The 23,753-nt window shown below is 44.9% G+C and carries 19 protein-coding genes; 17 read left to right on the top strand and 2 right to left on the bottom strand.

Translation table 11 applies throughout. The features are described from left to right. Nucleotides 1-25 precede the first annotated feature (25 nt). From AB9P05_RS20750 to AB9P05_RS20685, 14 genes are all read left to right on the top strand, one after another. Complete coding sequence (locus AB9P05_RS20750) at nucleotides 26-928, top strand: histone deacetylase (RefSeq protein ID WP_371910757.1); 903 nt, start codon at nucleotides 26-28, stop codon at nucleotides 926-928. 55 nt (nucleotides 929-983) lie between these two features. Continuing rightward, the gene (locus tag AB9P05_RS20745; RefSeq protein WP_371910756.1) at nucleotides 984-1,202 is read left to right on the top strand and encodes a hypothetical protein; all 219 of its coding nucleotides are present in this window, start codon (nucleotides 984-986) and stop codon (nucleotides 1,200-1,202) included. 19 nt (nucleotides 1,203-1,221) lie between these two features. Continuing rightward, nucleotides 1,222-2,040 (top strand): rhomboid family intramembrane serine protease, encoded by an 819-nt coding sequence (locus tag AB9P05_RS20740; protein ID WP_371910755.1) that lies wholly within the window; start codon nucleotides 1,222-1,224, stop codon nucleotides 2,038-2,040. Between the two features lie 89 nt (nucleotides 2,041-2,129). Continuing rightward, the gene (locus tag AB9P05_RS20735; RefSeq protein ID WP_371910754.1) at nucleotides 2,130-2,756 is read left to right on the top strand and encodes an OmpH family outer membrane protein; all 627 of its coding nucleotides are present in this window, start codon (nucleotides 2,130-2,132) and stop codon (nucleotides 2,754-2,756) included. A gap of 170 nt (nucleotides 2,757-2,926) precedes the next feature. After that, nucleotides 2,927-6,133, top strand: a complete 3,207-nt coding sequence (locus tag AB9P05_RS20730; RefSeq protein WP_371910753.1) for a hypothetical protein — start codon at nucleotides 2,927-2,929, stop codon at nucleotides 6,131-6,133. Between the two features lie 201 nt (nucleotides 6,134-6,334). Beyond that, nucleotides 6,335-7,816 carry a hypothetical protein gene (locus tag AB9P05_RS20725; protein WP_371910752.1) on the top strand — a complete coding sequence of 494 codons (1,482 nt, stop codon included), beginning with the start codon at nucleotides 6,335-6,337 and terminating at the stop codon, nucleotides 7,814-7,816. Beyond that, entirely contained in the window at nucleotides 7,816-10,953 is a 3,138-nt protein-coding gene (locus AB9P05_RS20720; protein ID WP_371910751.1) for a hypothetical protein, read from the top strand. Before AB9P05_RS20725 ends, AB9P05_RS20720 begins: the two co-directional genes overlap by 1 nt. After that, nucleotides 10,946-12,019 carry a hypothetical protein gene (locus AB9P05_RS20715; protein WP_371910750.1) on the top strand — a complete coding sequence of 358 codons (1,074 nt, stop codon included), beginning with the start codon at nucleotides 10,946-10,948 and terminating at the stop codon, nucleotides 12,017-12,019. The genes AB9P05_RS20720 and AB9P05_RS20715 overlap by 8 nt, the downstream gene beginning before the upstream one ends. Beyond that, nucleotides 12,016-13,230 carry an SBBP repeat-containing protein gene (locus tag AB9P05_RS20710; protein ID WP_371910749.1) on the top strand — a complete coding sequence of 405 codons (1,215 nt, stop codon included), beginning with the start codon at nucleotides 12,016-12,018 and terminating at the stop codon, nucleotides 13,228-13,230. Before AB9P05_RS20715 ends, AB9P05_RS20710 begins: the two co-directional genes overlap by 4 nt. A gap of 159 nt (nucleotides 13,231-13,389) precedes the next feature. Continuing rightward, complete coding sequence (locus AB9P05_RS20705) at nucleotides 13,390-18,207, top strand: PKD domain-containing protein (RefSeq protein WP_371910748.1); 4,818 nt, start codon at nucleotides 13,390-13,392, stop codon at nucleotides 18,205-18,207. A gap of 80 nt (nucleotides 18,208-18,287) precedes the next feature. Beyond that, the gene (locus AB9P05_RS20700) at nucleotides 18,288-19,295 is read left to right on the top strand and encodes a formimidoylglutamase (protein ID WP_371910747.1); all 1,008 of its coding nucleotides are present in this window, start codon (nucleotides 18,288-18,290) and stop codon (nucleotides 19,293-19,295) included. Nucleotide 19,296: 1 nt separating this feature from the next. Next, a complete protein-coding gene (locus tag AB9P05_RS20695; RefSeq protein WP_371910746.1) occupies nucleotides 19,297-19,878 on the top strand; it encodes a rhomboid family intramembrane serine protease in 582 nt (193 codons plus the stop codon). Further along, a complete protein-coding gene (locus AB9P05_RS20690; RefSeq protein ID WP_371910745.1) occupies nucleotides 19,875-20,522 on the top strand; it encodes a hypothetical protein in 648 nt (215 codons plus the stop codon). Before AB9P05_RS20695 ends, AB9P05_RS20690 begins: the two co-directional genes overlap by 4 nt. Nucleotides 20,523-20,524: 2 nt before the next feature. Further along, nucleotides 20,525-21,133 (top strand): pyridoxamine 5'-phosphate oxidase family protein, encoded by a 609-nt coding sequence (locus AB9P05_RS20685; protein ID WP_371910744.1) that lies wholly within the window; start codon nucleotides 20,525-20,527, stop codon nucleotides 21,131-21,133. Here AB9P05_RS20685 and AB9P05_RS20680 read toward each other — a convergent pair whose 3' ends face one another. Beyond that, nucleotides 21,134-21,553: a hypothetical protein gene (locus AB9P05_RS20680; protein ID WP_371910743.1), complete on the bottom strand. Its 420-nt coding sequence runs from the start codon at nucleotides 21,551-21,553 to the stop codon at nucleotides 21,134-21,136. A gap of 183 nt (nucleotides 21,554-21,736) precedes the next feature. On the opposite strand from AB9P05_RS20680, the gene AB9P05_RS20675 reads away from it, so the two are divergent. Genes AB9P05_RS20675 through AB9P05_RS20665 form a run of 3 tightly spaced genes read left to right on the top strand, consistent with a single transcriptional unit; the run spans nucleotide 21,737 to nucleotide 23,070 of the window. Continuing rightward, nucleotides 21,737-21,913 carry a hypothetical protein gene (locus AB9P05_RS20675; protein WP_371910742.1) on the top strand — a complete coding sequence of 59 codons (177 nt, stop codon included), beginning with the start codon at nucleotides 21,737-21,739 and terminating at the stop codon, nucleotides 21,911-21,913. Between the two features lie 34 nt (nucleotides 21,914-21,947). Next, the gene (locus tag AB9P05_RS20670; RefSeq protein ID WP_371910741.1) at nucleotides 21,948-22,418 is read left to right on the top strand and encodes a DUF2452 domain-containing protein; all 471 of its coding nucleotides are present in this window, start codon (nucleotides 21,948-21,950) and stop codon (nucleotides 22,416-22,418) included. Next, the gene (locus AB9P05_RS20665; protein ID WP_371910740.1) at nucleotides 22,411-23,070 is read left to right on the top strand and encodes a hypothetical protein; all 660 of its coding nucleotides are present in this window, start codon (nucleotides 22,411-22,413) and stop codon (nucleotides 23,068-23,070) included. The genes AB9P05_RS20670 and AB9P05_RS20665 overlap by 8 nt, the downstream gene beginning before the upstream one ends. Nucleotides 23,071-23,088: 18 nt before the next feature. Here the strand turns inward: AB9P05_RS20665 and AB9P05_RS20660 are convergent, their stop codons facing one another. Beyond that, nucleotides 23,089-23,709 (bottom strand): deoxynucleoside kinase, encoded by a 621-nt coding sequence (locus AB9P05_RS20660; protein ID WP_371910739.1) that lies wholly within the window; start codon nucleotides 23,707-23,709, stop codon nucleotides 23,089-23,091. Nucleotides 23,710-23,753: the final 44 nt, after the last annotated feature.

Genomic DNA, 23,753 nt, shown 5'->3' with positions numbered 1-23,753 from the left:
AATTCGGATTACATTATATGCAAGTATGTTTAAAATAGCCTGGTCAGAGGTTTATGCACACCCCCTTGACGAAAATCACCGGTTTCCTATGGTGAAATATGATTTACTGCCTGAGCAGTTGATCTATGAAGGGACTATCACAGAATCCAATTTGTTTACACCTGGTAAAGTAAGCAGGGAGGATATACTGGCTGTGCATGATGCGGAGTATTGGAAAAAGCTTGCTGAAGGGGAATTAAGCCGGTCAGAGATCAGAAAAACCGGTTTTCCCTATAGCCCTCAGTTGGTGGATAGAGAAATAACCATTATGCAGGGCACTGTGGATGCAGCCCTGTTTGCACTAGAGTATGGGGTAAGCATGAATATTGCCGGGGGAACTCATCATGCTTTTACCAATAGGGGAGAGGGTTTTTGTCTGCTAAACGACATTGCCATCGCCGCCCGCTATCTGCAGAGAAACCACCTTTGCCGTCAGATTCTGGTAGTTGACCTGGACGTGCACCAAGGCAATGGTACCGCCGAGATTTTCAAAGACGACCCTACCGTATTTACCTTCAGTATGCATGGTGATAAAAATTATCCCATGCATAAAGAAGAAAGTGACCTCGATGTAGCTATGCCCGATGGTACAGGCGACAAGATGTACCTTAGTGAGCTGGACCGTCACCTTAGTAACCTTATCGATGAGGTAAATCCGGATTTCATCTTCTTTCAATCCGGTGTGGATGTACTGGCATCTGATAAGCTCGGTCGACTAGCCATGACAATAGCAGGGTGTAAAGAGCGTGACCGTATCGTACTGGAAACCTGTAAAAAAAACAATATCCCAGTGGCTGCATGTATGGGCGGAGGCTACTCAGAAAGGCTCTCTCATATCATAGAGGCACACGCCAATACCTACCGGCTCGCACAAGAGTTATATTTTTAAGGGAATTGTCCCCCCATTGCCTGCTTATTTTTCATACATTTATATACAACGACCTATGTCATTAAAAGCCAAATGGATAACTTTCTCAGTAGCTGGACTCGTATTAGTAGGAGCAGGGCTTAGTTTGTTAGGCGATGCCATTTTGGTAAAAGAGTCAGCCACATCACTTCATGAGTGGTTTTGGTATGGCACATTTGCATTGGTGACGTTTAACAGCGGCCTTTGCCTTTTCGGCCAAGGAGTGATATACCGGGTGAAAATGATAAGAGATTAGGACCACGTGATAGGGTAAGATGCAAGGGAATGATTCACACGTAGAAGCCAGGAAATTCAGGAGGAGCTTACTCTTTACCCTGGCATTCACCAGTATATTATGGCTGGTAAAGGGCATGGAGGAATGGGCCGTTGGTGACCTGGGATATCTTGGTATCCTGCCAAGAACCCTTCATGGCACATTTGGTATCGTTACTGCCCCGCTCATTCATGGCGACCTCACTCACCTGCTTTCCAATACCTTTCCCCTCATATTATTGGGCGTTGGGGTCTTTTACTTTTATGATAAAATTGCCCTTGAAGTCTTCGGGTGGATATACCTCACCACCGGCTTTTGGGTTTGGCTTGCCGCTCGTGGCGATGCGTACCATATTGGAGCAAGTGGCATTGTATATGGCTTGATGGGCTTCCTCTTCTTCAGCGGCGTATTCCGGCGGGATGTTCGCGGAGTGGCTATTTCACTGGCGGTGCTTTTTCTCTACGGAGGCATGATACTCGGCATGTCCCCCGGTAATCCGGAGATAAGCTATGAAAGCCATATCCTGGGTATGCTTGCAGGAGCGTTCTGCGCCTTTCATTTCCGAAAGGCAAATAGCGAGCCGCTTGTTCCCTCTTCTGATGAGGAAGAAAATGTAACCGCACTGAGCCATTCTTTATCATCAGCGTCCGAAGCACCCACTTATCGATTCGTCTATACGTCAGAAGCCAGGGAGGAAACTTCGGATAAGCCTCAGGATACCCCGGAGACCACAATGTATCATTATACCCTTACAGAAGGATATCCTATCTTCAAATACCCTAACAACGAACAGGACCCTCCTTCAGAAAGCAAATCCTGACCATATTTCCATAAACATGGGCGTATGAAGCAGGAATTTCGATTCTTTCTTATATTTGCAGGCTGATTAGAAAATCAAATTATTTAGACGTGAAAAATCTTTCCCTGATTTTAAACCTGGTGCTGCTCGTGGCAGTCGCCGTATTGTTCTATCTGCACTTTTCTGCGAATACCCCGGCACAGGCAAATGAAACTGCCGACATGAGTGTAGCCGGTAGTAAAGAAAATCTGCGTGTTGCTTATATCAACTCTGATTCGTTGCTTAAGCATTACGATTACATGGAAGAGCTGACAGCAGAACTGGAAGAGACCCAGCAGAAGTTTGAAAATGAGTTTAAGAACCGTAAGCAAGGACTGGAGCGTGAAATTCAGAACTTCCAGCAGAACATGAATAATATGACCAGGGCTCAGGCCATGGCCGTTCAGGAAGATCTGGTGCAAAAGCAGCAAAACCTTGTCCGCTATCAGGAAAACCTCACCCAGCAGCTCATGCAGGAAGAGGCATCTAAGCAAAATGAGCTTTATGACCGCGTAGCTGCCTACCTCAAAGAGTATGGAAGTGCTAATCAACTTGAGCTTGTACTCACCTATACGAAAGGTAGCGGTGTATTATATGCTTCTGATAGCCTGGATATTACCAGTGCAGTTATCGACGGCCTGAACAGCCAGTACAGCAGCGGAAGCGCAGTGGAAGCCGATAGCACGCAAGCTGAATAGCCCAAAACCTGCGATTGATAGTATCAAACAAAGCCCCGGTTTTTGACCGGGGCTTTTTATATATGTACATGCCTGTATAGCAGACAAATAGGCTGGGGGCTCCAAGGCCTATGATATACTTCGTATTTTTTCTATACTATTTGTTCTTAACGATGTAAAACAGGTATTGAATGAAATCTCTGGTATTTAACCTGCTGAATATCAAGCAAAAGGAAGTGATCCCTGTATCACTGCTTCTTGCCCAGGGATTTTTCATGGGTATTTTCATAGCTAATTATAAGGTTACCGCTGAAACAATTTTTCTTCAAAATCTCGGCGAATCTTACCTTCCCCTTGCCCTTACTATAAGTGGCTTAGTAGGAGTCATTTCCACCTACCTCTTTGCCCAGCTCCAAAGCAAGATCTCCTTTAAGCTCCTGGTCATCTTATCCATGGCTAGTGTATTTGTCAATACAGCATTAATGTGGGGTGTGATACCCTACGTGGAAAATGAGATCATAAGCTACATTATGTTCGTCATGCTGGGACCGTTTCAGGCGGTTCTGCTGCTGGGCTTCTGGGGTGTCTTTGGGCGTATGTTTGACCTCAGGCAGGCAAAAAGAATCATAGGAGGAATAGATACAGGTCAGCTTTCTGCTGCGATCCTGGCGTATTTCACCATCCCATTCCTAGCTGAGTATCTCAACAATATTTACGACCTGCTCATTCTGAGTTCTGCAGGTATTTTACTTAGCCTTCTTTTCCTTGCCATCATATGCGGAAGGTATAACCTGGATATGTACCGCGTAAATAGTGAGGAAGTTAAAAGGGAAACCCGTTTTCGAAACCTCATTAGAAACCGATACATAGGCTACCTCTCTCTATTTCTTATATTCAGTATGGTAGCCAGCTACTTTATTGATTTCTCGTTCCTTACCGTAACTCAGCGGCAGTACCCATCTGAAACAGATCTGGCTAGTTTTCTGGCCGTCTTCAATGGGGCAATCATGATACTCAGCTTTTTGATACAAACTTTTGTCAATGATAGAATTATAGGCACCTATGGCATCAAAATTTCCCTGCTGATCCTGCCCTTTATCCTGGGAGTTTTTACACTAGCGTCTATCTTTTTTGGCAATCTCTATGGCACCTTTGCCAGCAGTTCAGGCTTTATCTGGTTTTTTCTCAGTGTCGCTTTAAGTAAGCTATTTACCTCATCACTGCGAGACGCCCTTGAGAACCCTACTTTCAAGCTATACTTCATGCCCATGGACACACGCATCCGGTTTGATATTCAAACCAAGGTAGAAGGTGTCATCGGAGAGTTTAGCCGGTTACTTGCCGGAGGATTTATTTTATTACTGGGCACCCTATACTTTATAGAGCTTATTCATTACAGCTATTTCCTTGTCCTTATTTTAGTTGGCTGGGTGTTTGTCACTGGTCGCCTCTATGGAGAATACTCTAAAAACGTTAAAAAGAAACTTGAACAGCAGAAAAAACGCTCTGAAACCATTCATAATGATGAGAATCTGATAAAGAGCATGCTGGTATCCAATCTGGATAGCCGCAATGTTGGCAAAGTGATCTTCAGTATTAAATTACTGGATAAACTTGATCAGGAAGAGTTAAGAAAGCATGCCTCCAAGGTGATGAAGCACAGTAGGGACGAGATCAGAAAATTCGGATCTGAGATTCTTTATCAATACAAAGGCTATTCCTCATCAAATAATAGCAGGAGAGTATTTCAGTTAGATAAAGGGTCTGGTTCCGATGAGCTCGTAAAGTATTTGCAAAATGTAAGTGATGAGGAAAGCAAAGAAGGATTCAACTTCGCCAGGATCAACGAACTGGGAAAAAGTAAAAATCCCGAAGACAGAAAGTACGCCGCTGAACTGATTGCCAAAGAATCTGCGCCTCAGCTTATTGGAACCCTTGTGGAACTTCTCCGGGACATTAATGCAGGCGTTAGAGTAGCAGCTATTATCACGGCCCAAAAGACACTCTGGGTAGATATAATCCCCTATTTGATAGAAAACCTAAACCATCCCGCCTGCGGCGATGCAGCTTCCGGAGCCTTAAGCAAATACAAAGAGGCTGCCTTGCCTGTGCTTGAGAAGTCATTTCATAAAACCGGACAAAATGCCGAAACCATGCTGCAGATAGTGAAGGTGTATGGACGGATAGGAGGGGATAAAGCCATTGATCTGCTGTGGAATAAAGTGGACTTTCCTGATAAACAGATCGTACAGCAGGTATTACTAAGTCTTGGACTATGCCGCTTTGTGGCAAATGGCTATCAGGAAACAGCTATCAAAAATGCCATCGAGCAAGATATCATGGATATTTCATGGAACCTTGCTGCCATGCGCGAAATCAGGAAGAGCAAGAAAACACAGGTACTACGGGAAGCGATAAGGGAAGAAAATGAAAGTAACAAGGAGCATATCTTCATGCTCCTATCCATGATCTTTGATCCTCATAGTATACAACTTATAAAAGACAATCTGGAAACCGGCACCAGTGAAGGCATCACCTATGCTATTGAGTTGTTGGAGGTATTTCTCACAGAAGACTTCCGGGAGCGCATTATCCCTATACTTGATGATACCACCGATGATGAAAGGCTGAAAAAGCTTCAGCAGTACTATCCCAGGGAAGAACTCAGCGAGCAAGAAGTATTAAGACAAATAATCAACAGGGACTTTCACCAGATTAGCTACTGGACCAAGGGCTGTGCACTTATGGTAGCTGCGCAGAAAAATATGCATGAGCTGGTATTCGATATGATTGCAAACCTCTTTCACCCTGAAAAGCTACTCAGAGAGATTGCCGCGTGGAGCCTCAATCACCTCAATGAAGATCTGTTTACAGAACATGTAGAACGTCTGCCACAGCAAAGCAGGCAATTACTCTACCAGAAGATCGTTCATAAAGACAATGCACTTAAAAAAGGACGGGAAAGTCTGACCATTTATGAAAAAACATTATTTCTAAAAAAAACCCTCCTTTTCAACTCATTGCCTGGTAGCATTATGTCTGGTCTGGCAGAAAATATTGCCGAACACTACATCGATAAAACAGCCGCATACAGAATAAATGAGAACGACTCGCTACTTTTTATCTATAAAGGTGTCGTTGAGCTTTATAAAAATAATAAACTCATCAATTCCTTACGGGAAGGAGATTTTATCGGAGAACTTTTCATTTCAGAAGGAGGGGAGGATAAGCTGGAAATAAAAGCCATGACCAGTACCATATTGCTTAAACTGGAAAAGGTAAAATTTTATAATTTTCTAAGCAATGAACTAGAGATAGGTCGCAAAGTCATCTCTTTTGTCTCTAAAGAAGACGCTTTTGAGAACTCAGCAACTCAAACACTTGTGATCCATACTTAAGCTTCTGGTAGGTATTTACTCAAAGTCGTCATTCGTCTGAAACATAGAATTTTACTATATACTTTAAAAATCTTACATTTCATGGGCCTCCGAGTAAGTCAGATCATCATGTTTTTCGTACTTTTAAGCTTAGATTGTAATAATCTTATAAAGTAAAGATATTTTTTAAGGATCAGTACCAGCAAAATTCTTTTTTCTGAAGTGAAAAAACCGACATCAGATATCATCATATGCTATGCGAAAGAAGATGATGGAACCTATCCGGGCAATGAACGGGGCTGGGTTTCGGAATTCGTCTTCTTCCTTGAGCTGATGTTGCGGAAGACTAGCCAGCATAAAGAGTTTCGTTTCTTTACTTTCACTGAAAACCAGCTATTGACTATCCCTTCGGATAGTAGTCAGTTCATCTTTATCCCCGTTGTTTCACCTTCACTGATTGCACAGGACAGCCTGGTTTCTTTCATTAACCGTAGTATCGCCCAATTACGTGAATACTACACGATGAAAAGACTACAGCCGCCAGTGTTTCCTGTGATGAAGGCCCCTGTTTTAGGAGACCAGTTACCATCATCCTTATGTTCTGTATTACCGCATGAGTTTTATGAGGTAGACAGTTTATCAGAGGAAATTGGTTTTTTTGACAGTAGCCGCGACCGGAAGGACAGGAAATTCCTGATGAAGATTTATGAACTGGCTGATCTCATCTGCCGCCGTCTAACACGCTACGAGGCTGCGCCTGGCACAGCCGAAAGATTTAGACAGACACCGGCCATTTACCTGGCCGAAACAGGAAAAGATCTTAAGCTGCACTGTGAAAGCCTGAGAAGGGAACTCTCGCGGTTTGGCTATGAAGTATATCCGCAACACCCGCTGCCTGAACATTACGACGATATGGTCCACGCGATCAGGGAAGACCTGAAACGTTGTTGTCTTTCTATCCATCTTATGGGAGAAGACTTCGGACCTGTAGTAAAGGGAAGCACCTATACAATTGTAGAATTGCAAAACCAGGTAGCAGCCGACTATTGCAATGAACTTATGGAAGACCCGAACGCCACCGCATTCAATCGGATCGTTTGGGTTCCCCAACATACCAGACACATTTCTTTTAAACAGCAGAACTATCTGCTTGCCCTAAAGAAAGATGTACGCTCAATACTCAACACCGAATTCCTGCAGACACCTGTAGAAGAATTCAAAGCCTTCGTAAAGAAAAAACTCAAACAGGCCACCCAATTCAACTTTGCTGAAAACCCTGAGAACGACTTATTCAGAAATAAGAGCATTTATCTCATTTATGATAAAAATGAGTTTCATAAATGCATTCCATTGGCTAATTTTCTGGATAAACAGGGGTTCAGCGTCATCCTATCAGTATTTGACGGTGATCTGATGGATATTCGTAATATCCATCAGGACAACCTAAAGCATTGTGACGCTACTATAATTTATTATGGTAACGATAACGAAGAATGGATGAAGAGTAAAATGCTGGATCTATCAAAATCCCTTGGTTTCGGACGTAATAAACCGATTACTCCGCAGGCGATTCTGGTTGATGATCCCTCCAAGGTGGCCCGGACTCCTGTTGACGACCGGGATGCTATGATTCTTGTAAATCAGGAAGAATTTACCCCCGATCTGCTCAAGCCCTTTTTGGCAAAATTGGAGACGAGTAATTAATGAAGGAAAGGTATAGGGATAAGCAAATACTTGATTCTCCTGTCAGAGCGGAAAACCCTTTTCCAGGATTAAGGCCGTTTACTGTCAATGAGAGCCATCTTTTCTTCGGTCGTGAAGGACAGAGTGATGAGGTATTGCTTAAACTTTCCGAGCATCGTTTTACTGCCGTAATCGGTGCATCAGGTACAGGCAAGTCCTCACTCATGTACTGTGGCCTAATCCCTATCCTTCATGGAGGCTTTATGACCGGCGCCGGCTCCCGCTGGCAGATTATCGTTACCAGGCCAGGCGTTTCTCCTATAGACAATCTCGCCGAGTCCATTATGGACCACGACCCTACTTTTGACGGCGACCAGGACGACCATGACCTGGGAGTCGTTATCAACTCCACTATCCTCCGCAGTAGCTCACTGGGGTTGGTAGATGCCGTTTCAAAGATCCGTCAGGGAGAAAATGAAAACATCCTGCTGCTTGTAGATCAGTTCGAAGAACTTCTGCGGTACCGTAAGCTCTACACTGATACGAATGCTGTAAATGAATCTACAGCCTATGTTAACCTCCTTCTGGAAGCTGTAAGTCAGTCAGAGGTTCCCGTGTACGTAGCCCTTACCATGAGGTCCGACTTCATTGGTGACTGCGCTATGTTCCCCGATCTTACGCACATGATAAACAAGAGCCATTATCTTATTCCGCAGATGACGCGGGATCAGTTACGAATGGCTGTTGAAGGACCTGTTGCAGTAGGAAATGGCAAAATTTCACAAAGATTAGTTCAGGAACTTCTGAACGATATCGGGGATAACCCTGATCAGCTTCCCGTACTTCAACACGCTTTGATGAGAACGTGGGACTACTGGAAGGACCAGGATGGCAAGGCGGGAATCATGGATATCCGGCATTATCATGCCATAGGTACCATTGCCGAAGCCCTTTCCGAACATGCCAACGAGGCCTATGACGAACTCACCAAGAAGGAACAAGAGATTTGTGAGGTCATATTTAAAAGCCTCACTGAAAAAGGAGCAGATAACTACGGTACCCGCCGCCCCGCTGATATTACCACTATAGCCTCTATAGCCGAAGTCACCCCCGAACAGGTCATTCGAGTGGTAGAAAAGTTCAGAGAACCAGGCCGTTCCCTGCTATTACCCGATGCCACTGTACCTATATATGATGATACGGTAATTGAAGTATCCCATGAGAGCCTCATGCGGATTTGGGAACGCCTGAGAGTTTGGGTAGAAGAAGAATTTGAATCTGCCAAAATGTACCGCAGGCTTTCTGATGCAGCCACTATGTACCAGGTGGGACGTACCAGCCTTTGGCGTCCACCGGATCTTCAACTGGCACTGAACTGGCAGCAAAAACAACGCCCCACACGTATTTGGGCCCAGCGATACGATGACGGCTTTGAGCGTGCCATAGTGTTTCTTGAAAGTAGCCGGGTTGCTTATGAAAATGAGCAAAAAAGTAAAGAAAAACTGCAGAAACGCCTCCTTCAGCGTACCCGCAGAGTAGCCGTTATACTCGGTGTTTTTGCCGTAGTATCTATATTGTTTTTCGTTTTTGCCATAGTCCAGAAGGTAGATGCCGATAACCAGGCACGCTTAGCGATACAGAATGAACAACTTGCCACCGAACAAAAAGAGCTCGCGCTGCAAAATGAAGAAGTCGCAGACAGTATGCGGAGGCTTGCCGTTAGCGAGCGGGAGGAAGCACAGCTACAGAGAGACGCTGCTGAGCGCAATGCCCGTAATTTCCAAATACAAAAGGAGGTAGCAGAAAGGCAACGTCAGGTAGCTGATGAACAAAGAAAACTTGCGGAGCGCCAGACAGAAATTGCAGAGTGGCGCACGTATGAGGCCGAGGAAGCTAACCAATTTGCACAGGAACAAGCCTTACTGGCAGAAAACAGACGAAAAGATGCCTACAATCTACGTCTGATATCTTTGGCGCAGTCTATGGCAGTAAAAAGCTTACAAATAACAGAACCACAACTTCAGGGCCTCCTTGCCTTACAAGCCTACAAATTTAATACAGAGTTTGGCGGTAATGCCTACGACCATTATATCTATGACGGGCTCTACTATGCGGTCAAAAACCTTTCCGGCGACCCGCTGACCACATATTCTGCTCATACTGATGGGGTAAGAAGCCTGGCAGGCAGCCGCGGAGGTCAAAATTTCTATTCTGCAGGTAGTGATGGCAAAATATTCCGCTGGTCCTTTGATCAATCCATAGAGCCTCAGCTCGTATATGACAATGAATACGCCAGTAAAAAAATAATTGTTCATCCCAACCACGACAAGTTGCTAAACCTCGGCAACATGCCCTATGTCCAGGAGCTGAGTATATCAGGTGGTCAGACAGATTCCAACCTTATAAGCTTACCCGTATCCCGCGCCTATGACATAGCCTACGCTCCCGATGGTACTTCTTTTTATATTTTAGGAATAGACGGCCTGGTTTACATAAATGATGGCGAGTGGAATGTAATAGGAGAGTTAGGCACTAACTACAGGCACATAGAGGTCAGCCCCAGAGGCTTTGAACTGGTGGCAAGTGCCACCAATGGTGAAGTAGCTGCGCTAAGATTAATCAATACAGGAAAAAAACAGATCATCATAGAGGCAGATGGAGTAGCTGCCGGAGCCGTATCTTTTAATGCCGATGGACAACTTGTCGCAATTGGTAATGACAACGGCCAGGTAAAAATCTACAATAGGAATAATAAGTCTATTCTTAACATACTCTCAGGTCAGAAGAGCCTGATCAGTGCCATCAATTTTTTTCAGGGAGGCAAGTTTCTTGCAACTGCAAGTTTGGACGGTTCCGTTCAGTTATGGATCATGGGCCAGCTAGATAAACAGCCATTTGTATTGAAGGACCATTATTCCTATGTATGGGATATAATGTTCTCACCGGATGGCAAGTATCTCCTTACCGCTAATCGATCCGGGGTTATAAAATCCTGGCCCGTAACACCAGACCTCCTTGCAGAGAAGTTTTGTGATCTTCTTCAGCGTAACCTGACCTCACAGGAATGGGACAGGTATGTAGCAGAAGATATTCCCTATGATGATACCTGTAATAAACTATCCGGCGATAATGCCACAGCCGAAAATGGGAATGAATAAACAGTCCATATACTACATATCGAAAACTATAGGGCTTGGACTGTTCCTTTTCTTTACGCTGAATTTTTCAGCCAGAGCCCAGTCTTGCGATAAAATACTTTCTGATGCTGAGAAGGCATTTGAAGTTGGTAACTTATACAGCCTTGCTGACATACTTCTTCCCTGTGTGAAAAACGGAGGATACAACAGGGATGAAAGAATCAGAGCTCTGAGGTTACTGACTATTTCATCATTATATATCGATGAGCCGGAATCTGCTGAACAATACTTTCTTGCCTTATTAAAAGAGAAGCCGGATTACCAACCTCAGCAATCTGATCCCCAGGAACTTCATGACCTTGCCCAACGCTATACAACCATGCCAAGGGTTTCATTTTTGCCACTGCAATTCGGAATTACCTATGCCCGCCCATCTATAGTAAATGAATATACAATAGATAGCTATACAGATGCCCAAACCTATGAAGGAAGGTCGGGTATGATGACAGGCGCTGGAGCAGAGATAACAATAAAGCCATGGCTATCAGCAGGAACTGGAGTTTATTATGCAAACTATCGGTTCAGTTATAGGAACACCATTTTAGGTTATAGTCAACTTAACTTTACTGAAAACCGGCAGGTATTTTCTTTTCCATTATATCTACGGTTAATCCATCCTGGATTATTTAAAAAACTCAGGCCCTACGTTTATGCCGGTGCCAGCTACGATCTAATGATCGGCGCTGAGGCAAGAGGCTTAGTGAGAAGAGATATTACCCAGCAGGAAGTAGATGTGACAGGACCGGATATTGACCTTGACGACCAAAGAAGCCCTACCGGGCTAACCGCTATGATAGGAACAGGGGTGGCAATGCGGGCAGGTACTAATTTTATCCTCGTCGATATTGGGTACCGAAAAGGATTTTCTAATGGACTGGACAGTGATGGCCAATTCAGAAACAGCACCCTCGTATACAGATACGGCTTTACCGACAACGATCATACCCTGAATAGCTTTACAGCTATGGTCCGGTTTTTGGTTCCCCTCTATGCGCCACGTATGGTGAAGAAACGAGATGAGCTATGAGAAAGCAAATTCAGCTTTTTGCTATATTCCTTACGCTAATTGCAATTGCCGGCTGTGCGGAAGATGTGCCAAGCCGGGAAGACGACGAGTTCGTTAAAATCTACGGTGGCACCGGCGATGAGAGAGGCTATGATATCATCCCTACTGATAATGGAGGCGTACTTATGCTTGGAAGCACAACTACGCCTGACACCACAGATGATGGCAGGAAGCAATCTATCTACCTGGTTTGGGCTGATGCGAAAGGAGATATAACCAAAACACTCATTATTCCCTCCGCAGGAAACGAAGTTGGGAAAAACCTCTTAAAAACATCGGACGGCTTCCTCGTAATTGCTGAGACAGATGAGTCTTCTGCTTCAACCAGTGATATAAGAATTTTACGGCTAAGTCAGGATGGCACCATCCTCAGCGACCAGACGGTAGGATTTGCAGCCTATAATGAAATGGTGGCAGATGCCATATCAATGCCCGATGGGGGTTATCTGATAGCCGGCACTACCAGTAATGTAGATACAAAGGAAAATCCCGATCCCGCAGCTGATGTGTCAGATATCTTACTTATTCGGATATCTCCCTCAGGAAGCGTTGTGTGGACTGAAAGATATGGGTTCGGCGGAGCAGATGAAGGTAAATCCGTGCTTCTGGATAGGAATGGAAACATTATTCTGACGGGCAATACAGATTTTCAGCAAGGTGGAAGAGGGGGACAAAACCTGGTTATCTATAGAATCAATGATTCAGGATTAGAAACAGCAGTCAGAATCTATGGGAGTAACCTGGATGAAAGCGTAAACCATATCTATCAAAGGCAAAACCAGTTTTTCCTTATCGGTAGTATTGGCTCTGCCAATCAGAGTGAGTCAGCCATTTGGAAACTGGAGAATACACTGGACTCCCTCGAAGTCCTTACGTTTAGTGTCTCCCGTAATGAAGAGGGAATAGACATGGCCTTTCTAAATAACGACTCTTATATAGTGGTCAGTAATGCCTCATTTTCAGGTAGCGGCACCGACTTATCATATATACAAGTAGAATCAAACGGTAAAACGCACCCGCTTGCCACCTATGGTGCAAATGGTAATGATCAGGCGATTAAGATATTAAGAGGCACAGATGGAAAAATCAGCCTATTTGGTACAATCTTTTTTGAAAACACATATAAGCTCTCTTGGATCAAACCCAGGGTCGTTCCGGTATTGAATGAGTGATAAATTGAACTTTTCAATGATACACACTTATTCAGGCGCCTTCAAAAGATGAAAGTGCAGGTAAATATTTCATTTCAAGCGATAAGGGTACGAATTCCCTTTTTTTTAGTTTGTTATGCACTATTTTTCCCATTCAATTTATCGACCTTGTTGGTGAGAATGACCGGAACCATACCAATATCCCGAAGACTAGTTTTCCTGGTACTTTTTTTACTGCCTATACAGGCCGCCTTTGCACAGGTGACTATTAGCCGAACCGTTTCACAGGTAGAATTATGTCCGGCGTACTCACTTCGCTACCTCGGTATCATTACCCTCTCCGAATCAATTAACGATGACTTTCAGGTAGGCGAGGACCAGACCCTTGTGCTGGAGCTCCCTGACGGCCTTACGTTCAATGAGCCCGATGGGATGGTAAATATTTCCGGGGCCAATATTTCCAACGTAGTATATTTTGTTTCTGGCAGTAAATTGTTCCTTAAATATGATATAACAGGCCCTGCCAGCTTTCCCAGGGACGAAATCCAGCTTAGTGGTTTCAGAGTGATTTCCTCCGCTGAGGCCCAGTCAGGCAATTTGCTTAGATCAGGGGGTACAGCCGTTATTAACGGAGGAGCTATTGCTGATAATCTGGTGTATGCCTCCATTAAGATTGGCGATGCTAAGGCAGATGCCGGCATTGATAAGGAAATCTGCTTAGGAAGTAGTACACAAATAGGTACGGCAGGGCAGGCGGGATTTACCTATTCATGGACACCCAGCAGCACGCTGGACGACCCCTCAATACCTACGCCTGTAGCCAGCCCCTCCAGCCGCACTACCTATACCCTTACAGTGACAGATGGACAAGGATGCCAGGCTACCGATAAGGTAGTCGTAAACGTCAAACCTTTACCAGTGGCAACGATAACACCTTCGGGCAGTATCGACCTTTGTCAGGGAGATAATGTCGTATTAATGGCAGCCCCATCATCAGGCACTTATTTATGGTCTAATGGCGCGAGAAGCCAAGGTATAACTGTATCGTCTGCAGGAAACTACAGTGTTAAAATCACTGAGAATGGATGCACCAGCACCAGTAACCCCGTAGCCGTTACGCTCAGTACTCCTGCCGGCGTGTCAGTCTCCTCTCCTGAGAGCACTGTCTGCTATGACCATGTATCCCTATCGGCCTCAGCTACACTTTCCGGTGGTGCATCATCCGGCTCATGGGTAGGTGGTGATGGTAGCTTTTCAAACCCCACAGGCCTCACCACCCTCTACACCATTGGCGAAACTGACCGGGAAGCCGGCCAGGTAACCCTTACTTTTACAACCAATGACCCGGCGGGTAGTTGTGAATCTGCTTCGGATAATCTATCAATAACAATAAACCCTCCACTATCTGCTAACGCGGGGAGTAACCAGACAATTTGCCGGGGGGAGTCCGTCGCTCTGGGAGGTAGTACTATAGCCAGTGGGGGCGATGGCCACTACCAGTTTGAATGGAGTGGCCCTGAAGGATACACGAGTGAGAGTGCAGCCCCACTGATTACGCCATCCACCTCAGGTACATATCAGCTAACCCTCACAGATGGACAGGGCTGTTCAGCCACTGATCAGGTCACTATTAATATAAATGAACCTGCGGGGGTAAAAGTACTGACCCAGGACGAGGCCCTGTGCCCTGGAGCTACCTCAATAGCCATTTCGGGCGAGCTTAGCGGAGGAGCCAGTTCCTCAAGCTGGTGGGGCGGTTCAGGAAGCTTTGCAGATGCAAATGCATTAAATACAACCTACTTTATTTCTCCTGATGACATTTCTGACGGACAGATAAAGCTTTTCCTGATGACAGATGATCCTGCCGGAAACTGTGAACCCGCCACAGACTCCCTTACCATCTTCTTTTACCCCAAGATTCAGGCATATGCAGGAAGCGACGCCACCATTTGCCTGGGAGAGAGTATAGAATTAGGAGGTCAGCCAATAGTAAATGGTGGAACCGGAAATTATACGTACTCATGGACTGGCCCTGATGGCTTTACGTCAGGAAAGAGTAACCCTGTCATACAGCCCCAATCACCTGGCACTTTTGAATACGTGTTGTCAATCAGAGACGGAGCAGGATGTCAGTCGGATAATGATGTCATCAGGATTATTGTAAATGACCAGGTAACTGTAGATGCCGGACCAGACCAAATTACCTGTCAAAGAGATAGAGAAATATTATTAGAAGCACAGGCTGGGAATGGATATACAGGCGGCTTGTGGTCGACCGCAGGTACAGGCCTGTTTGCTAATGCTTCAGACCTAATTACCACCTATTCCCTGTCTGACGATGACGTGGCTGCCGGAAGTGTCAAACTTACCTATGAAGCCAATGATTCCGATGGTTCAGGCCCCTGCTCATCAGCAAGCGATTATCTTTCTATCACCATCCGTTCTGAGCCAGAGGTGGCGTTTGCAGGGCTAAATGATCAATATGCAGAAAACGAGCCTGTGGTTACTCTCACTGGTTTTCCGTCCGGCGGTACATTCTCCGGTAATGGTATCATAAGTGGAACATCAGACTTCGACCCAGGAGCCGCGGAATTAGGGCTGAATGAAATCATTTATACTTATCAGGATACCTATGGCTGTGTGAATGCAGATACACAGATCGTTGTTATTAATTCTGTGCCCGAGATTGCTTTTGGCCTGGAAGGCAGAGATGAGCCCCAAGTCTGTATTGATGAAGGCCCACAGCGCCTCGTATATGATGAAACCCAAAATGGCGTCGGTACCTTTAGCGGGGTGGGGGTAGACCCTGACCCAAGCGGTGATTTTTATTTTGACCCTTCAATATCAGATCAGGGCGTTCATAAAGTAGTATTCAGGTTTGAAACTTTTGACCCACCTACCACGAGTGAAGATACCCTTATCATTCAGGTGTATGAAAACCCCGACGCGTCGTTCACTTACGATCAGTATGTATGCGAAGGAGATGAAGTAGCCTTCACCAACCAATCTACTATGAAGGCTAACTTATTTAATCATAGCATCACAGGGTATCATTGGGATTATGGAAATGGAATACAGAGTAGCGGCGAGCATGGACTTATGACCTACGCCGAACCCGGCCAATATGTAGTGACGTTGACCGTGTTCAGTGAAGCTTGTGAAAATTCAATTAGTAATCTGATCACTGTAGGAGGTAGTCCCACTGCAGAATTTAGGTGGGAAGACATTTCAGAGGGTAATGTTACCCGCTTCTTTGATCAGACCGAAGACACCACGGACCCTTTCAGCACTGTCACAAGCTGGCAATGGAATTTCGGAGATCCTGGTTCACAGGAAAATACTTCAAATGAGGAATTTCCCACACACACATTCTCTGAAGCCGGGGAGTTTACCGTTACACTGACCGTAACGATGAATACAGGCTGCCAGGCAACCATATCACATCAGGTCCAGATATTGCCTAGTGTAGTAACCTATCCATATTTTCAAGACTTTGAGACTACTGCAGGATGGGTGCCTGCAGAGGGTAGTAGTTGGGAATTAGGCACCCCATCCGGTACCAATATCAATCAGCCTTTCAGTGGAGCACGATCCTGGGTCACGAACCTGGATGGTGAATACCCTAACAGTGCACAAGGATATATTAATGGACCGGACTTTGACCTGACCGTTCTTGCCAGGCCCATGCTCTCCTTTTACTATCAGGGAGACCTGCAAAGAGGGTTTGATGGTGTCGTGATGCAGTATAGCCTGGATGGGGGACGTTCCTGGGAAGTACTCGGAAAGCCCGGTGACGGATACAACTGGTATAATGCCTCATCATTGGTTGGTAACCCGGGTGATCAGGATATTGGTCAATACGGGTGGTCGGGACAGCTCGATTGGCAGAGAGGAGCACTTCCCCTGAACTCATTAAAGGAGCGTACTTCAGTCAGACTTAGGCTTGCATTTGGAAGTGACCCATCTAATCCCCCTAACACTACGCTGGAAGGCTTTGCCTTCGACGATATCTATATTGGTGAGCGGAGCAGACAGGTGTTGGCTGAGCATTTTATAGATGGGTATGGCACTGCTGGTTTAGAGGCTAATCAGGTACTAGGTCAATTACAGGCCGAGGTACCGCTGGACATCATTCAGCTACAATACCGCTCAAATATCCAGCAGAGTAGCGATTCGTTATTCCTTGACGCCCGGGATGATATCAGTTCCAGAATATCCTATTACGGTATAACAGAGCCGTTGAGAAGTGTGATCGACGGTAACTACCTTGAAGACGAACCGGCCAGCCTCAATAGCCAGGAGATATTGAGGCGAAGCTTGATAGACCCTGTATTTGAAATCAGCCTTGATACCATAAACCTCGGTCCTCATCAGTTAGGTATCGAGGCTGCTGTTACAGCAATAAAGCCCTATGAAGAGGAGGTAGTACTACAATTAGCCATTGTGGAAGCCGAAACCCCGGTAAATATCTCCGGAAATGTTAACGTTCTTAATTATGTAGTCAAAAAGCTACTGCCCAACGCCGGAGGAAACTCCTTTACCCGGAACTGGCAACCAGGTGAATCCGAGATGATTACCGAAACCTGGCAGGTGGATAACATCGATAACCCCACCCAGCTCAGAGCAGTCGCATTTGTCCAGAATAAAGCAACCCGGGAAATACTTCAGACAGTCACCATACCGCTTAGCCCGAAAAGCACTGATATTATCGAAGGCCTAATAAACCAGGAACTGACCCCTTATCTGAAGGAGACGGTAATGTATCCTAATCCCGCAGATGATAAGCTGGTGGTTGACTTTAACGGCCCTGTCAAGGAATCACTAAACTGGTCATTGATAGACCCTGCCTCCAGGCAGCTTGCCGCAGGTCAGCTTAGGCAGGCAGCAGACTATCTCGAGATCAATACAGGCAGGATGAAGAATGGTTTGTACTTTCTTGTTCTCTACCAGGGCACCACTCCCGTTTATTATGAGAAGGTAATTATTCGTCACCAATAGCAACCTTATAGCCTAAGCTGTTTTTGCAAAATCCCTTTTTCTGTTTAGTATGGGGAAATTTAGGATAAATTGGTAAGCCTTTGCAAAAAGTAGCAGATCCCGGCCGGTATTTTTCCAAACGGGTAGGGGAGACACGGCTGGGAGAAACCCTTCACTGGTTCACTCACGGAGAATACAGAGATTTTTTAAAGCAGGCATCTGATGCTGGATGTCAGGTAGTGCTATTAGGAATACCCGAAAGTATAGGCCCTGTCGCCAACCATGGCTTTGGGGGTGCGGAAAATGGCTGGGACTCTTTTCTTAATGCCTTCGCTAACATTCAACATAACAGCTATCTGCCTGGTGGGAAAGTTGCAGTCGTTGGTACACCGGATTTATCTCAGGTTTTGAAAGCTTATTCCAGGTTAGAAAAACATGACCTGGAATCCGCCAGAAAACTAGTGGTGGAGGTAGATAAGATGGTTTTTGACGCCCTGCTCCCCGTTTTTGAATGTGGAATGGTACCGGTGGTTATTGGTGGAGGCCATAATAACGCCTACCCGCTTATCAAGGCAGCAGCCACAGCCCGCAATAGTGGTATACAGGTGATTAATTGCGACCCTCATGCAGACTTTAGAATATTGGAGGGAAGACATAGTGGCAATGGCTTTAGTTATGCTATGGAGGAAGGCTACCTGAACCGCTATCTTGTTATTGGCCTCCACCAATCTTACAATAGCGAGGAAATGCTCACCCGGATGGAGGAGAACCAAAATGTTCATTTCACCTTTTTCGATGAGGAACCTATCCCGGCTTATTCATTACAACAGGCGGCAAGTTTCCTGGATGATTCCGTGCCTTGCGGTATCGAATTGGATACCGATGCTATTGCCGGTTTTCCAGCCAGTGCCAAAACACCGCTTGGCATCAGCCTGAAAGAAGCCATTGCCTACCTGAAGAGTGCCTGTGAGTTATTTACACCTGCCTATATTCATCTGCCTGAAGCAGCACCTCCTCCTGCTGAAAGTAAGTATACAGGTAAAGCCCTCTCATACATGGTCACCACCACTATCAAATCCATTCTTTCTAAAAAGACCGCCAGTAACTGATATGAGTCGTTTTTTTTCTGATATCATGGCATCCATAATTGTACCTGCCCGCCTGGTTTTTATTATGTGGCTTATGTTTTTTATAGAGGTCATTTCCCCTTTGGAGTTTGGGTTTTTGGGCATATTGCCACGTACTAAAGAAGGACTGATAGGTATTGTTACCTCGCCCGTAATTCACGGCAGCTACCTCCACATCATCAGCAATACCTTTCCCATACTAATATTAGGCAGCACCTTATATTTCTTCTATGACAAGATCGCTAGCAAGGTATTCTTAAGGTGCTACTTCCTCACCGGTATTCTCGTCTGGCTATTTGGCGGTGGCTCTACCATCCATATAGGGGCCAGTGGCGTAGTTTATGGTATTGCCTTCTTTCTCACGTTTTTCGGCTTCTTTAGAAAAGACTTCAAGAGCATCGCTATTTCGCTTATTACCTTGCTAGCTTACGGAGGTCTCTTCTATGGACTATTACCTACCCAACCCGGTATCTCCTATGAGAGCCATTTGCTCGGGGCCCTCGTTGGTATCATCAACGCTCTAGCATTAAGTAAGATCAGACGAACCAGTAAAGATGAAGGATGATGCCCAGTGACCGTGAAGAAGTAGCTGAGTTTTTTAGAGAAGGACTTGACCCTCTTCTTATCCCCTTCGGCTTTCACTTTGATAGTCAGCGCCTGCAGTATCGAAGAAAATCTGAAGGCGGAAATACAAATATCACCCTCTCTTTGGCTGGCTCAGGCATTTATACCATTGAATTACACCTGGGCGCACGTCATGACCTTACAGAGAATCTTATAGGACAGATTACTTTTAATACGGCCGATTTCAGTCCTTATAGCAATACAATAAGCACAAGCATGGCAAAGCTGATAAATCACCCCTTCGCCAGGTATTCCCTTTCAGATTATACTACAGCAGACCAGGCCTTAGATGAGCTGAAAAACTTTCTACAAACCCATGGCCTACCCTTTCTTGATGATACATCAAAGCCTGACCGCATTCATGCATTGCTCAATCATAATCCGGCAAGTGCCAACCCCTATGTATTTAACCAAACATACAGGTGTTTCAGGGGCCTGGCTATTGCCCGATATGTTCAATCCGGCAGAGTAACGGAATTATATAAGGCGTACAAAGAGCAGCTGGTAGAATTGGGAACAAATGAGATACTAGGGCAAAAATTCGACGCATTGTATAACCATTTGAGATCGGTTTCCCTTAACTGAACATGAAAAAAGACATTCCTTCTCTTTCTGGTGTATTTACCGATACCTGGGCCACATTGAGACGTGGCTCTGCTGACCCAAAACATGGATTTCATTGGCCTGTAATAGCAAGCGTAGGTATTGACGGGCCCGAACAGAGAAAAGTGGTTCTAAGAAAAGTTGACAAGGAAGAGGCTTCATTGATCTGCTACACAGACCATCGGTCTCCTAAACTAGCACAACTACTTGAAGACAATCGAACCAGCTGGCTTTTTTACGACCGTAACACTAAAACCCAGGTTCGGGCCAGCGGGATTTCTGTAATACACCATAAAAATGAAAAAGCCCGGAGAATATGGAAAGACATTGAACCTTCAAACAGGCAGGATTACACCGGGCCACTGGCACCAGGCACTCCTTTAGACGAATACCAGCCTAACCTTGCTACCCCTTTTACAACCGGCAATCCAACCAGGGATAATACGGCTTTCGGCATTGAAAATTTTGTAATAATTGAGACCGCTCTACTGAAAATCGATTACCTTAAGTTAGAAAAGGATGGGCATATAAGAGCACTATTTTTCCGGCAAAAAGGGGAGAAAGAGTGGCATAAAAGCTGGATTGCCCCGTAATTACTTCTCCCTGTTACGAATCTCCTTCAGGCACTCTTGTCTAAGCAGGCTTACCCTTTCTGAAAGTGCCTGGTTGGTTTTTTTCGCTTCCATGAAATTGTCAAAACGCTTTTGGTCCTCCCATCTGATGATACCTCCTATAGTTTCAAATTCAGGGGCGCCATACATTTCAAGGTAAAGCTTTTTCTCTGAGAGGTCATAATTTAAATGGCTGACTTCTAAAAGCCTGAACTGAGGCTCAAATGGATCATTCGGCACATTACTGATGAGTAGTAAGGCAAGATAATACAAGCTCGTACGCCTGTCTGATCTTTCGAGCCTTGTATCAAAGACAATATACTTGTCCTTATCATGCTCAAATATGGCCCCATCATAGGTTATGCCATCTAAAAAATCTTTGATTCTTTCAATAGTGGTCATAGTAGTAAAAAAGTGATTCCTTACTTCGCTTTAAAAAAAAATACCCTGCAACACTCCACCTACATTATCATAAGTTATTAATAGTCCTTTTGTTATGTTACATACAAAAATTAAGGGACTGTAACAAATCCTGAGAAATGGGAGTAAAACTATATATTTGAACAATGGGTTAAAATTCCGGGCATGAATAAATCAAAAAAGATCCTGCTGGCTGCATTTATTGTTTTTATTCTCGTTGTGATTGCTATTATGTGGGACATGTCACGTAAGACTACTTTTCCTGGTCAGCGCGATACTGAAACCCAGCCACCTGATACTACCCTGCGCTTGTCAGATACAGCATTGTCGGTACATGCTTGAAAATGTACTTAGTAATAGAAAATAAAGTAGAGCTTTGGAGAAAGGTAAGAAGATAGACGTCGATAAGATAGACCTGGAGGAAATGGCTGAGAAAGCTACTCAAAACCCGGGCACTATAGCATTCCCGCATCATTCAGGTAGTGCCATGATAAAACCTGAGGACAAGGGTAAGCTTAAGGGCAGGGCTGTTTCTGCTATGGAGCAGCAAACGGATAGGCAGTTAAAACAACTGTATGAGCAGATGCAGCTTCTTGCCGGGCAGGCTAAAGAGCTACAGGTAAGAAAAGAAATGAGTGAGCGAATCTACCTGGCAGAAATGAATTTTGAGCCACTAATCGGTCATCAATATCATCTTTATCAGAAGAAGGATAAGACAGACGTGCTTAGTATGGTTGGGCCGAATGAATGGGGTAGGAAAAAACCCTATGAAGCTTTTCTGGCTACCGTAGAGCTCCTTGCAGATCATACTTGGGAGATAAAAGAGAAGGGTAGCGATTTTGAGTAAGGTAGCTGAAAGTAAATTTTTTGACTTGGTTACTGATGTGGCCGGGTCCTTAAGAGCATTTGAAGAGCCCAGGGCTACCGTGGCTTACTGGAAGAAGCTCCGTCTGTATGATCAAACGGAAGATGTATACAGGTCCCTTGGGGGGCAGCAAAAATACATCCCATTTCCTTATCAACATAATCAGCTTATAGCAGGGGAACACCTTGTTATGCTGGATACAAGCCTTGCATATAACCGGTACCGGATTAAGACATTTCGTAACCCGGTATATGACAATCTCCCGGGAGTAGCAGTAGATTCACTCAGGCGGTTTTGCCGGCAATATGAAAGTGAATGCCTCAAATCAGGCATGAGAGAGGGTATATGGACTTCTGAAGAAGCCGAATCACATTTCGGAGCTGCCTCAGAACCCGGTGACTTTCATGGCAATGGCGCCCCGGGCTGGAAATGGCATGCCTATACGGATCACATCATGGACATTATGTCACTTTATTCCGGAGTACCTGTTATCAGGTTTTCAATCTACGACAATCTAATGGTAGACGGTAAGATCGTGCAGGTACAGGATCTGATGATGACCTCATCCGATGAACGGTACCCTGACTTTATTAAAAACTATATTTCACGGAAGCTCAAGAAGGTAGGGGTATAAAATACCCCTGGCTCCATGCTATTTACTAAACAGACCGTTGATTTCCCTGTCTACCAGTCCCACTACATTGGCAAAGTCTTCCGTGTTATGCAGAAAGTCCTTGTTATTCACATCAACTACCAGCAGGCGCCCCTGATCGTAGGAGAATATCCACTCATCATACAATTTATTCAGGTTCTTCAGGTAGTCTATACGCATACTCTCCTCATATTCACGGCCACGCTTTTCGATCTGGGATACCAGCTTGGGGATATCCGCTTTGAGGTAGATAAGCAAGTCTGGTGGCTGTACAAAGCTTGTCATAGAGCGGAATAAGCTCAGGTAATTAGCATAATCCCGATTATCCAATAATCCGGACTGATGGAGATTTCGTGCAAATATGTGGCTGTCCTCATATATCGTCCTGTCCTGGATCATACTTATGCCAGACTTACGAATATGATTCACCTGATTGAAACGACTATTGAGAAAATAGACCTGTAAATGAAAGGCCCATTTTTTCATATCATCGTAAAAATCCTTCAGGTAGGGATTGTGCTCTTCATCCTCATAAAGAGGCTCCCAGTTGTAGTGTTTGGCTAGCTTGGCTGTGAGGGTCGTTTTACCTGATCCTATGTTTCCTGCTATGGCAATGTGCATGACTGTAAATTTGGGGGCACAAAAGTAGGTATACACAATGGATA

Origin of the sequence: Roseivirga sp. BDSF3-8 (assembly GCF_041449215.1) — a bacterium.
Lineage (GTDB): Bacteria > Bacteroidota > Bacteroidia > Cytophagales > Cyclobacteriaceae > JBGNFV01.
This window is presented reverse-complemented; position numbering and strand designations above follow the sequence as displayed.

Coding starts and splice junctions, on each gene's coding strand:
- AB9P05_RS20750 (WP_371910757.1), top strand. CDS start 26: ATGTTTAAAATAGCCTGGTCAGAGGTTTATGCACACCCCCTTGACGAA.
- AB9P05_RS20745 (WP_371910756.1), top strand. CDS start 984: ATGTCATTAAAAGCCAAATGGATAACTTTCTCAGTAGCTGGACTCGTA.
- AB9P05_RS20740 (WP_371910755.1), top strand. CDS start 1,222: ATGCAAGGGAATGATTCACACGTAGAAGCCAGGAAATTCAGGAGGAGC.
- AB9P05_RS20730 (WP_371910753.1), top strand. CDS start 2,927: ATGAAATCTCTGGTATTTAACCTGCTGAATATCAAGCAAAAGGAAGTG.
- AB9P05_RS20720 (WP_371910751.1), top strand. CDS start 7,816: ATGAAGGAAAGGTATAGGGATAAGCAAATACTTGATTCTCCTGTCAGA.
- AB9P05_RS20715 (WP_371910750.1), top strand. CDS start 10,946: ATGAATAAACAGTCCATATACTACATATCGAAAACTATAGGGCTTGGA.
- AB9P05_RS20710 (WP_371910749.1), top strand. CDS start 12,016: ATGAGAAAGCAAATTCAGCTTTTTGCTATATTCCTTACGCTAATTGCA.
- AB9P05_RS20705 (WP_371910748.1), top strand. CDS start 13,390: ATGACCGGAACCATACCAATATCCCGAAGACTAGTTTTCCTGGTACTT.
- AB9P05_RS20695 (WP_371910746.1), top strand. CDS start 19,297: ATGAGTCGTTTTTTTTCTGATATCATGGCATCCATAATTGTACCTGCC.
- AB9P05_RS20690 (WP_371910745.1), top strand. CDS start 19,875: ATGATGCCCAGTGACCGTGAAGAAGTAGCTGAGTTTTTTAGAGAAGGA.
- AB9P05_RS20685 (WP_371910744.1), top strand. CDS start 20,525: ATGAAAAAAGACATTCCTTCTCTTTCTGGTGTATTTACCGATACCTGG.
- AB9P05_RS20680 (WP_371910743.1), bottom strand. CDS start 21,553: ATGACCACTATTGAAAGAATCAAAGATTTTTTAGATGGCATAACCTAT.
- AB9P05_RS20675 (WP_371910742.1), top strand. CDS start 21,737: ATGAATAAATCAAAAAAGATCCTGCTGGCTGCATTTATTGTTTTTATT.
- AB9P05_RS20660 (WP_371910739.1), bottom strand. CDS start 23,709: ATGCACATTGCCATAGCAGGAAACATAGGATCAGGTAAAACGACCCTC.